The sequence below is a fragment of the Promicromonospora sp. NPDC059942 genome (genome assembly GCF_042731755.1).
Taxonomy (GTDB): domain Bacteria; phylum Actinomycetota; class Actinomycetes; order Actinomycetales; family Cellulomonadaceae; genus Promicromonospora.
This window is the reverse complement of sequence record NZ_JBHWLR010000023.1, coordinates 20,250-31,104: the sequence shown is the minus strand read 5'-3', so window position 1 is coordinate 31,104 and position 10,855 is coordinate 20,250. Positions and strand designations below refer to the sequence as shown.

9 protein-coding genes and 1 riboswitch are annotated in these 10,855 nt (G+C 72.5%); of the genes, 5 read left to right on the top strand and 4 right to left on the bottom strand.

Annotation, left to right across the window (positions count from 1 at the left end; translation table 11 throughout):
* The first annotated feature begins 41 nt into the window (after positions 1-41).
* Positions 42-899 carry an SDR family NAD(P)-dependent oxidoreductase gene (locus ACFV9Q_RS25590; RefSeq protein ID WP_377236749.1) on the top strand — a complete coding sequence of 286 codons (858 nt, stop codon included), beginning with the start codon at positions 42-44 and terminating at the stop codon, positions 897-899.
* A 265-nt stretch (positions 900-1,164) separates the two neighbouring features.
* Here ACFV9Q_RS25590 and ACFV9Q_RS25585 read toward each other — a convergent pair whose 3' ends face one another.
* Positions 1,165-2,397, bottom strand: coding sequence for a GDSL-type esterase/lipase family protein (locus tag ACFV9Q_RS25585; protein ID WP_377236748.1), 1,233 nt, complete (start codon positions 2,395-2,397; stop codon positions 1,165-1,167).
* Positions 2,398-2,639: 242 nt separating this feature from the next.
* Between ACFV9Q_RS25585 and ACFV9Q_RS25580 the strand changes: the two genes are divergently transcribed.
* Positions 2,640-3,923 carry a hypothetical protein gene (locus tag ACFV9Q_RS25580; protein ID WP_377236747.1) on the top strand — a complete coding sequence of 428 codons (1,284 nt, stop codon included), beginning with the start codon at positions 2,640-2,642 and terminating at the stop codon, positions 3,921-3,923.
* Positions 3,924-4,062: 139 nt separating this feature from the next.
* Positions 4,063-5,889, top strand: coding sequence for a glycoside hydrolase family 15 protein (locus tag ACFV9Q_RS25575; protein ID WP_377236746.1), 1,827 nt, complete (start codon positions 4,063-4,065; stop codon positions 5,887-5,889).
* On the opposite strand, the gene ACFV9Q_RS25570 is transcribed toward ACFV9Q_RS25575, so the two are convergent.
* Positions 5,835-6,614 (bottom strand): LLM class F420-dependent oxidoreductase, encoded by a 780-nt coding sequence (locus tag ACFV9Q_RS25570; protein WP_377236745.1) that lies wholly within the window; start codon positions 6,612-6,614, stop codon positions 5,835-5,837. The two genes, ACFV9Q_RS25575 and ACFV9Q_RS25570, sit on opposite strands and share 55 nt — an antisense overlap.
* A 66-nt stretch (positions 6,615-6,680) precedes the next feature.
* Positions 6,681-6,773: riboswitch (TPP riboswitch) on the top strand.
* Between ACFV9Q_RS25570 and ACFV9Q_RS25565 the strand changes: the two genes are divergently transcribed.
* Positions 6,765-7,514, top strand: coding sequence for a TenA family protein (locus ACFV9Q_RS25565; protein WP_377236744.1), 750 nt, complete (start codon positions 6,765-6,767; stop codon positions 7,512-7,514). (Overlaps the previous riboswitch by 9 nt.)
* A gap of 122 nt (positions 7,515-7,636) precedes the next feature.
* On the top strand, positions 7,637-8,068 hold the full coding sequence (locus ACFV9Q_RS25560) for an SRPBCC family protein (RefSeq protein ID WP_377236743.1): 432 nt from the start codon (positions 7,637-7,639) through the stop codon (positions 8,066-8,068).
* A 50-nt stretch (positions 8,069-8,118) separates the two neighbouring features.
* On the opposite strand, the gene ACFV9Q_RS25555 is transcribed toward ACFV9Q_RS25560, so the two are convergent.
* Both ACFV9Q_RS25555 and ACFV9Q_RS25550 read right to left on the bottom strand, forming a co-directional pair.
* Positions 8,119-8,877 carry a methyltransferase domain-containing protein gene (locus tag ACFV9Q_RS25555; RefSeq protein ID WP_377236742.1) on the bottom strand — a complete coding sequence of 253 codons (759 nt, stop codon included), beginning with the start codon at positions 8,875-8,877 and terminating at the stop codon, positions 8,119-8,121.
* 161 nt (positions 8,878-9,038) lie between these two features.
* Entirely contained in the window at positions 9,039-10,484 is a 1,446-nt protein-coding gene (locus ACFV9Q_RS25550) for a family 43 glycosylhydrolase (RefSeq protein ID WP_377236741.1), read from the bottom strand.
* Between the last annotated feature and the right edge of the window lie 371 nt (positions 10,485-10,855).

Here is a 10,855-nt window from a genome sequence, read left to right as displayed (position 1 = left end):
GGGGGGGGTGTGGGGGGGGGGGGGGTGGGGGGGGGGTTCTTTTGGGGGGCTCCCCCCCCTCCGTCCCGGCTGCCCGCACGGCACTCGTCACGGGTGCCTCGCGCGGCATCGGCCGGGAGATCGCGCTGGGTCTCGCGCGAGCAGGGGTGCACGTCGCCCTGCTCGCGCGGGACGCGGCGCGGCTCGAGGCCGTCGCCGCAGAGGTCCGGGCCGCCGGGGTGGACGCCGTGGTGCTCACCGCCGACGTGTCCGACCCGGCAGCGGTGCGTGCCGCCGTCGAGCAGGCGGAGGACGCGCTGGGCGCGATCGACCTCCTGGTCAACAACGCGGGCGCCATCGAGTCCGAGCATCCGCTGTGGGAGGCCGATCCCGACGAGTGGTGGTCGGTCGTCGAGACCAACGTCCGCGCGCCGTTCCTGTTCAGCCGCTACACGGTGCCGGGCATGATCGCGCGCGGCGGGGGACGGGTCGTCGACCTGGCCTCGGGTGCCAGCTCGCACGAGATGCGCGGCGGCAGCTCGGCGTACAACGCGAGCAAGACGGCCCTGCTGCGGATGGGCGCCAACCTGCACGACGACGGGTTCCGGCACGGGATCAGGGTCTTCGAGCTGGCCCCCGGGGTCGTGAAGACCGACATGTCCACGGGTATGACGCTCCACGAGAACCGTACGGAGTGGACCCCGGTCGAGCGCGTGACCGACGTGGTCAACGCCATCGCGGCGGGGGAGCTCGACGCGTGCTCGGGCTGGTTCCTGCGGGCCTCGGACGACACGCCCGAGTCGCTGAAGGCGCTGGCTGCCGACGTCGCGGAACAGGGCGCCGGGGCAACCGCGCGCCGGCTGCGCGTGCTGCCTGCGGGCCGCAACGACCCGCAGGCGGCGGCCCTCACGGGCCGCTGACCGGACCGTCTGACGCGAGCTCTCGCGACCCCCTGAAGCTAGCCCTCGTTGGTCGCCGACCCGGTCCCAGCAGGCGGACCCGGCTGCGACATTCTCTTTGAGGCCCGGGTTTCTTCGCTTTGAGACAGCTCAAAGCGAAGAAACCCGGGCCTCAAAGGTGATGAGAGTGATCGAGTGCGACGGCGGCAGGCCCGCGACCACCGGGACCCACGCCCGGCGGGCCCGTGATCAGCAGGCCCGGCAGCGGCCCGCGACCCACGCCGCGTCAGAAGCGGTCCAGCGGGATCGACCGGGCGATCGCCGTCTGACCCGCGATGTTCGCGTGGACCCCGTCCCCGCTGTCGTACGGCGGGTAGATGGAGTTCGGGTTGCTCGGGTCGCGCAGCACGGCGTCGAAGTCGAACACGCCGTCGCAGGTCCCCGAGCAGTTGCCGCCCGCCCGGACGAAGTCGTTCACGACCGCGCGCCGCGCGTTCTGCTCGGCCGTGTAGCCGGGACGCGGCGTGATCGGCGTGACGAAGACCTTGATCCCGGCCGCGCGCAGGCGGGCGAACGTGTCCCGGTAGGCCGCCAGGATCGTCTCGGCGCTGCAGCCATTCGCGAGGTCGTTGGTGCCGTAGTAGTAGATGACCGCCCGGACATGGTGCAGCGCGAGCACGTCGCGGTCCAGGCGCGAGACGCCGTCCAGGCCCCCGGCCCCGCACGCGGGTGCCGCCGTGGTCCCGGCGATACCCTCGTTGACCACGGCGACCTGCCGGTCGGCGGGCAGCTCGTCCACCACCCGCTGCGCGAGCGTGTCGGTCCAGCGCTGGAACACGGCCGGCGGCGGGCAGCCGGCTCCGCAGCTGTCCGCGCCCACGCCGTCGACCACCGAGCTGCCGTAGGCGACCACCGTGCCGCCGGCCACCGTGCCGGCGACGTCGGGCCCGAGCACGTCGACGGCGCTGACCAGGTAGGTCCAGCCGTGCGTGTCGGGGAAGCCGGTGCCCGAGGTGTCGGCGGTCGTGTTGCCGCCGCCCGCCGCCGAGAAGTAGTTGGTGCGGCCGGCGAGGTCGTGGAGCATCATCCGGGTCGGGTTCGTGAGGTAGAAGCTCACCGCCAGGTCGTCCAGGGCCGACGTCGCCAGGTTCACCGGGTCGCTCCAGACCTCGCCGCCGGCCGGGACCGACACCGTGGGCGAACCGCCGAACGTGACGGTGCGCAGGCTCTCCGGCCGCACGGCCGCACCCCCGGCGCTCAGCCCCGCGGTGGTCGCGTTCACCACGAGGGGAGCCGTGCCGAACTGGTTCTGCAGCCGCACGCGCAGCGCCGAGCCGCCCTGCGTCAGCCGGGTCACGACCCGGACCGACCTGTTCTGGAACGTCTCCGGACTCAGCCCGGAGCTGCGCTGCTGCGACTGCGTCCACGACGTCGACCACTCGTCGGCGTCGGGCGCGGACGCGCCGGCGGTGAAACTCCCGCCGACGGCGACCCCGGCCGCCGTGACGAGCGTGATCAAGGTACGTGCAAGGTCTCGGAACACCATCGGTCCACCCGCTTCGTTGCTCGAGTCGTCGCTGATCGAGTACGCGGCGCGGCACCGTGCGCCCCGCCGGGCGGAACGCCCGCCCGTCGGAACGTATGACCCGGGCACCCGACTGTCAACGCTGTCATCGCTGATCGGGTGACTTTTTCGTGGCGGGAGGACGCACCCGCTCCTACGGTGTGCAGGCAACCGTCCCCTCGTGCAAGGAGACCATCATGCGCCGTCGTCGCCGCTCCGCACTCGCCGTCGCGAGCCTCGGGCTGGCCGCCCTGCTCGCCGCGGCGGGCCAGGCCGCAGCAAGTCAGGCCGCCGCGAACCAGACCCCGTCCGACCAGGCAGGGCAGTCCGAACAGGCCGACCGGGCCGCCATCGCGGCCGCCGCGACCCCGCTCACCGCGAGCAACTTCCGCTACACGCTGTCGCAGACGTCGTCGTCCCTGATCGGCGCGCTCGACTCGGCGCTGCCGAACGTGACCATGGCCGCGGTGGCCGACGACGCGAACCGCACCCCGAGCTGCGGCAGCGCCCCGTCGGTCACGAACCGCACCGCGTACTACTGCTGGAACGACGGCGACCAGGACACGAGCGCCTGGTACCCGCAGGGCATCACCACCAGCTCGGACGCGTACGCGGAGGGCACCTACGACGGCAAGCGGATCAACCTGGTGAGCTGGTACGACCACGCCGAGGACGGTATCGACAAGGGCGTGCGCATCAGCGTGTCCAACCTGTCGGCGAGCGCGTCGGCCCCGCCGTACCGCCACCTGCTGCTGGTGGAGCCGAGCGGCACGACGAGCGCGCCGTCGTTCAAGCCCATCGACATCCATGCGGGCGGCATCATGTGGTACGGCAACCTGCTGTACGTGGCGGACACGGGCGGCGGCTTCCGGGTGTTCGACCTGGACCACCTGTGGCAGGTCTCGACGGGTGAGGCCTCGAAGATCGGCCGGCAGGCGGACGGCTCGTACCAGGCCTTCGACTACAAGTACGTGCTGCCGCAGACCGCGAAGTTCACCGACTCGACGGCGGGCGGGTACGCGCAGCTGCAGCACTCCTCGGTCTCGCTGGACCGGACGAGCACGCCGGACTCGGTGGTCGTCAGCGAGTACCGCAGCGCCGACGACATCGAGGCCGGTGCGCAGGTCAGGACGATCCGCGTGCCGATCGACTACACGAACCGGTACCTGAAGCCGGCGTCGGACGGGATCATCAAGGCGACCGAGGCCTACCGGACGGATCTGGAGAGCGTGCAGGGCTCGACGGCGATCAACGGGGAGTTCTTCTTCTCGCAGAGCGACGGCGACACCTTCTCCGACCCGAACTCGGACGGTGACCTGCACACGTTCGTCGCGCCGTCGGGCTCGATCGTGCGGCACGGCAACGCGCTGACGGTGGGGTCGGAGGACCTGTCCTACGACCCGACGCGGGACTACCTGTGGTCGCTCGGCGAGTACCCGGGCTACCGGTGGGTGTACGCGGCGGACGCGTCGTCGTTCTGAGGCTCCCGCCCCGGCGCCACACCTGCCGTGTCAGGCGTACGGGTCACCCGCGTGACCTGTACGTCTGACACGTCAGCCGGACCGGCCTGCGGCGAGTCGTGTGCTGTTCACCGGGTCGGGCCGAACCTAGGGTGGTCCCGTGACGCGTCGCATCGAGGACTACGGGATGGTCGGTGATCTCCAGACCGCCGCACTGATCGGCCGGGACGGGTCGGTCGACTGGATGTGCCTGCCGCGCTTCGACTCCCCGGCGTGCTTCGCCGCGCTGCTCGGGGACGAGCGGCACGGGTCGTGGCGCCTGGGCCCGACGTCGGGCGGCGACTGCACGAGCCGGCGCTACCGGGACGGCACGCTGGTCCTGGAGACGGAGTGGGACCTGCCCGAGGGGCGGGTCCGGGTGATCGACCTGATGCCGCCGCGCGGTGACGAGGCCGACCTGGTCCGGATCGTCGAGGGGGTCAGCGGCCACGTCGCCATGACCACCGAGCTGCGGCTCCGGTTCGACTACGGGAACATCGTGCCCTGGATCACGCAGGACGGCGACGCGCTGCGCGCCGTGGCGGGCCCGGACTCCGTCCGCATCGACTCGGTGGTCCCGATGATGCGGGAGGGCGTGAGCGACGGGTCGGTGCTGCGCGCGGAGTTCACGGTCGGGCCCGGCGACCGGGTGCCCTTCGTCCTGAACTATCACGCGTCCCACCTGGAGACCCGGGAACCGGTCGAGCCGTACGCGGCCCTGCGCGACACCGAGGACTTCTGGCACACCTGGCTCGAGGGCTGCAGCTACACCGGGCAGTGGCCCGACGCCGTGCACCGCTCGCTGATCACGCTGAAGGCCCTCACCTACGCCCCGACGGGGGCGATCGCCGCGGCGGCCACGACGTCGCTGCCCGAGCAGCTCGGGGGCAGCCGCAACTGGGACTACCGGTACTGCTGGCTGCGCGACGCCGGTCTCACGCTGCAGGCCCTGATCGGCACCGGCTTCATCGACGAGGCGCGCGAGTGGCGGGCGTGGCTCCTGCGGGCCGTGGCGGGCGACCCGGCGGACCTGCAGATCATGTACGGGCTCGACGGCCGTCGGCGGCTGCCGGAGTACACGCTCGACTGGCTGCCGGGCTTCGAGGGTTCCTCGCCGGTCCGGATCGGCAACGATGCGGCCAGCCAGCTCCAGATCGACGTGTGGGGCGAGACGCTGGACGCCCTGCACCAGGCGCGCGAGGCGGGGCTGGAGCAGGACGACGACGTCTGGCGGCTGCAGCGGGCCCTGCTGGAGCACCTCGAGGAGCACTGGGACGACCTCGACAACGGGCTCTGGGAGGTGCGCGGCCCGCGCCGCGCGTTCGTGCACTCGCGCGTCATGGCCTGGGCGGGCTTCGACCGGGCCGTCCGCGCCGTCGAGAAGTACGGCCTGGTCGACGAGCCCGTCGAGCGCTGGCGCGCCGTGCGCGACCGGATCCACGACGACGTGTGCACCAACGGGTTCGACGCCGGGCGGAACACGTTCACGCAGTTCTACGGCTCGGACGGGCTCGACGCCGCGCTGCTGCTGATCGGTCAGGTCGGCTTCCTGCCCTGGGTCGACCCCCGCGTCGTCGGCACCGTGGACGCCGTGCAGCGCGAGCTCGGCCAGGACGGGCTGCTGCGGCGGTACCACAACGAGGCCGACGACCAGGTGGACGGCCTGCCCGGTGCCGAGGCGACGTTCCTGGTGTGCAACTTCTGGCTGGTCGACGCGCTGCACGGCATCGGCCGGGTCGAGGAGTCCGTCGCCCTGTTCGAACGGCTCCTCGCCGTGCGCAACGACCTGGGGCTGCTCAGCGAGGAGTACGACCCGGCCACCGGCCGGCACCTCGGCAACACGCCCCAGGCCTTCAGCCACCTCGGCCTGGTCAACAGCGCGCTACGCCTGGGTCAGCCCCGCGAGTCGCGCCAGGCGACCCAGTCCGTGACCGTCGACAGGTCGTAGTCCGGGCCGCTCACCCCGACGGTGAACAGCGTGGCCCCGGCCGCCACCAGCGCCTCGCCGTCCACCGCGGGCGAGCCCTGCGCCTGCACCGAGCGCTCGACCAGGTTCGCCGTGTCCCGCCCGACGGCGGCACCGTGCTCGTCGAGGATCGCGGACTTGCTCGTCAGGGTCTGCACGTCGCCGAACGCGTGCCAGATGTCGGCGTGCTCGGCCACGATCCGCAGCGTCTTGCGCACGCCACCGCCGCCGATCAGGACCGGGATCTCGCGCGACGGCGCCGGGTTGCCGGCCGCCAGCCGGGCCTTGATCCGCGCCATCGCGTCGGCCAGGCTCGCGATCCGCGACCCCGGCGTACCGAACTCGTAGCCGAACTCGTCGTAGTCCTTCTCGAACCAGCCGGCGCCCAGGCCCAGGATCAGCCGCCCGCCCGAGATGTGGTCGACCGTGCGCGCCATGTCCGCCAGCAGGTCCGGGTTGCGGTAGCCGATGCCGCTCACGAGGGCGCCGATCTCCACGCGCTCGGTCTGCTCCGCCCACGCCCCGAGCATGGTCCAGCACTCGAAGTGCTTGCCCTCGGGGTTGCCCCGCAGCGGGAAGAAGTGGTCCCAGTTGAAGATGATGTCGACGCCGGCGTCCTCGGCGCGGAGCACCGCGTCGCGGATCGCGGAGTAGTCGGCGTGCTGGGGCTGGAGCTGAACACCGATGCGGATCGGGCGGTCTGTCATGGCGGCAGCCTACGACCCGCCAGAGATCCGGCAGCCCATGGCCCGCCGGATCCGATAGCCTCTGCCGCACGTGACACGGGGTGCCCTGCCAGGGCTGAGACCACACCCGTCGAACCTGATCCAGATCATGCTGGCGAAGGGATGTCCATCGTGACTTCTTCCGTTGTCCCCGTCTCCACCGAGTCCCCGGCCGACGCCGCCGTCCGCCCCTTCACCGAGGAGGCCTGGGACCGCATCGCGGGCTGGCGCGACGCCGTCGAGCACATGCCGTTCATCGTGGCGCTCGCGGACGGCTCGCTGCCCGCCGGGTCCTTCGCGTTCTACCTCGCCCAGGACGCCGCCTACCTGCGCGAGTACTCGCGCATCATGGCGCGCGCCGCGCAGGCGGCGCCCGACCCGGCCGCGCAGGGCTTCCTCGCGCGGTCGTCCGTGACGGCCCTCGAGGTCGAGACAGTGCTGCACCGCGACTGGCTGGGCGCGCACGCCGGGCTGGCGGCCGGCGACGTCGCCGCGGTCGAGCCGTCACCCGTGACAGCGGCCTACACCGGCCACCTGCACGCCGCGGCGTCGGGCAGCTACGCCGAGACGGTCGCCGCGCTCCTGCCCTGCTTCTGGCTCTACGCGCACGTCGGGAGCGTGCTCGTGGACCTGGCCGGACGCCGCCCCGGCGGCCTCGCGGGCCACCCGTACGCGGCCTGGATCGGCACCTACGGCGACGAGGCCTTCCAGGAGTCGACCCGGCAGGCCCGCCGGCTGGCCGACGACGCGGCCCGCTGGGTCTCCCCGGACGAGCGCGGGCGCATGCTGCGGGCGTTCGAGATCTCGTCGGTGCACGAGTACCTGTTCTTCGAGCAGGGCCTGACCGCCCCCACCTGGCCGACGCCGCCCGTCCGGGCCTGAGGTGTGCCTGCCTGACGCGTGTCGGCCTGAGGCGTGTCGGCCGGGCGCGAGATCGTGTCCTGAGGTCGAGACTAGGGGGTGACGCCGGCCGCCGGCGTCACCCCTCCAGGACAGGAGCACCGATGCCGAGCTACAGCACCACCGCCGCGATCGACGCCTCGCCCGAGGCCGTCTGGGCGGTCTTGTCCGACGTCGAGCACATGCCCGACTGGACGTCGTCCATGACGTCGGTCGAGATCATCGACGGGCCCAACCCGCCGGACGTCGGCACGCAGGTGCGGATCGAGCAGCCCAAGCTGCCGCTCGCGATCTGGCTGATGGACGAGTGGGACCCGCCGCGCCACTTCGCGTGGATCAGCGAGGCGCCCGGCCTGACCACCCAGGCGGAGCACCTGGTCGAGCCGCTGCCCGACGGCCGCTCCCGCGTGACCCTCGCGATCACGCAGACCGGCGGGCTGGCCTGGCTGCTCGGCAACCTGGTGCGGCGGCGCACGCGGCGGTACGTCGACACCGAGCTGGCCGGGCTCGAGGCCCGGGTCACCCAGCAGGGCTGACGCCGGGCGCCGCGCGCCGCCGTCGGCCAGGGACCCGCCCGGGCGCCGCCTCAGGCCCGGGTGGCCACCGCGAACACCCGACGGAACGCCAGCGGCGTGCCGTGCGGCTGCTCGGGGTACGCCTCCCGGAGCGCCGCGCCGAACTCCTCCTCGAACCGGGCGCGCAGGGCCGGGTCCTTCGCCTCCAGCGCCTGGAGGGTGGGCTGGGCGCCGGTCGCCGAGATCCAGCGCAGCACCGGGTCCGGCCCCTGCAGCACGTGCGTGTAGGTGGTCTCCCATGCGTCGACTGACCAGCCCGGCCGGGCCAGGATCTCCAGGTACTCGGCCGGGTCGGCGGTGGCCCGCCGCTCGACCGGCCCGACGACGTCGGCGTACGGCGCGCGGGCGGCGACCTCTCGCAGGAGCCGGTGGCTGGGCGCGTCGTGGTTGCCCGGCACCTGGAACGCGAAGGTCTGCGTGGCGCGGTCGGCGAGCCTCGTGAGGAGCTCGCGGTGCCCCGGGACCCATTGGAGCGCCGCGTTGCTGATCACGAGGTCGGCGGTGTGCTCGTCGGTGCTCAGGTCGGCCAGCACGTACTCGGTGCCCGGGTCGGCGGCGCGGGCCCGGTCGATCATGGCGGGGGAGGCGTCCACCCCGGTGACGTGGGCCTCGGGCCAGCGGGTGCGGAGCACCGGGGTGAGGTGACCCGGGCCGCACCCGAGGTCGACGATCGTGGCGGGTGTGCCCGGCACGCGGGCGACCAGCTCCGTGAACGGCCGGGACCGCTCGTCCGTGTACTGCAGGTAGGCGCCGGGGTTCCAGTCGGCCATCGCAACTCCTCGCCGTCGAGTATCTTGACGTCAAGATACATCACGACGGGGTGTGCGGACGCCGGTGCGCGCCGCAGCCCAGCGATTGCGCCCGGAACAGGCGTTGTTCCGGGCGCGATCGCTGGGCTGGCGGGTGTGTGGGCTGCGGCAGCCGTCGTCGGCTACGCGACCTCGATGTAGTCCAGCTCCGTGAACGCCGTCCCCTTACCCAGCCGGATGGTGTTCCAGCCGGCCTGGAGCGTGATGTCCTTGCTGGACTGCTGCCAGTTGTCCCAGCCGGTGATCGGGTAGCTGATGGATCCGGCCGACGACCCGTTGACCGTGACCGTGTGCGACGCCGTCACGGCCGAGCCGTTGGCGTAGCCCACGTGCAGCGTGTAGCTGCCGGACGTCGGCACGTAGATCGAGCCGACGTCGACCCAGCTGTCGGCGTGGTCGATGTACGCGGCGACCTTGCCGTCCGACGCGCCGGCCGCGTTCTCGCGGACCGTGCAGTTGTTCAGGGTGCCGCGCTCGGCCTCGTAGCGCACCCGGCTGCCGCGGACCACGGGGTTCCCGTTCGCCCAGCCGAGGTCGGCGACGTACATGCCGCGCCCGCCGGCGTCCCGGTGCCCGTGGAACACGAGCTTGTCGCCCCCGGCGTCCCGCAGCACGTCGGCGCCGCCGGGGCCGGACACCGCGCCGTCGAGCGAGTCGGTGGTCATGAGGAACCGGAACGCCTTGGTGTAGGGGCCGGTGATCGAGTCGGCCACCGCGTAGTTCGTGCCGTACGAGTTGGTGCTGTACGGGCCCGCCGAGTAGAAGAGCACGTACTTGCCGCCCACCTTGGTCACGACGGGCGCCTCGATGATGCCGGCCTCGTCGGCCCGGTCGTTGCGCAGCACCTGGGTGGCGCCGCCCTGGAACGTGAGGCCGTCCGCGGCCACGCGCTGCACGTGGATCCAGGTGGTGGCGCCGATGGCGTTGCCGTCGTTCTTCCACAGGATGTACCGGGTGCCGTCGGTGTCGACGAAGCTGGACGCGTCGATCGCGCCGCCCGCCTCCAGCGGGCAGATCAGCGGATCGCTGCCGACGGGGACGAACGGGCCGCCGGGGGAGTCGGCCAGCGCCGCGCCGATGCACTGGCGGCCCGACGCGTTGTGCCAGGCCGTGTAGTAGAGGAGGTACTTGCCGTCGGCGCGCTGCGAGACGTCGGGCGCCCAGGTGCGCCCGGTCTTGGCCCACGCGCCGAGGGTCGGCAGGGCGTCGGTGGACTGGAAGGTCCACGGCCCGTCCGGGTCGGGTGCGGTGGCCCAGGGCAGGTTCTTGCCCTGGTTGGTGGCGTACGCGTAGTAGGTGTTCCCGAACTTCGACACGTCGGGGTCGGGGAAGTCGCGGTCGAGCACGAGGCTCGGCCGGACGGTCGTCTGGATGGCGGCGTCGGTGGCGGCTGCGTCGGCATTGAGTGTGTCGGCGCGGGTTGCCGCGTCCGCGGGAGCGACGACGGCGGGGGCGCCGTCGTCGGCCGGTGCCGCGACCGCGGGAGCGACCGTGAGGGCGCCGGCGGCGAGGGCGGCGGCCGCCGCACCGGCGACAAGCTTGAGCGGGCTGAAGCGAGGAAGTACCACGTTGAACCTCCGGGCGATCGAAACTCGACGGGTGAATTGTCGCCATCTCGCGGTCCTGTGTAAAGACCCTGGCCCTCGCCGGGCGCCTCGCGGGTGATTCCGGTCCAACGTTAGATCGGTTCGACGCCGGCGCCCGGACCGCCCGCGCCAGTTCTGTGCGGACGCCGTCCGCAGGTCGGATGCCGCCGTCATCCGGGTGCCGCCGTCGTCCTGCTGCCGTCGTCCTGCTGCTCGCGCGCTGTGAGTGGCCGCGCCGTCGGCAGTTTGCAGTGCTGTCGGCAGTTTGCACCACAGAGTCGGCAGTTTTTTTTTTCGGTCGGCCCCGGACTCCTTCCCCCCCCCCCCAAACACCCAACCACCCCCCCCACCCC

Coding starts and splice junctions, on each gene's coding strand:
- ACFV9Q_RS25580 (WP_377236747.1), top strand. CDS start 2,640: ATGCGCCGTCGTCGCCGCTCCGCACTCGCCGTCGCGAGCCTCGGGCTG.
- ACFV9Q_RS25570 (WP_377236745.1), bottom strand. CDS start 6,614: ATGACAGACCGCCCGATCCGCATCGGTGTTCAGCTCCAGCCCCAGCAC.
- ACFV9Q_RS25560 (WP_377236743.1), top strand. CDS start 7,637: ATGCCGAGCTACAGCACCACCGCCGCGATCGACGCCTCGCCCGAGGCC.
- ACFV9Q_RS25555 (WP_377236742.1), bottom strand. CDS start 8,877: ATGGCCGACTGGAACCCCGGCGCCTACCTGCAGTACACGGACGAGCGG.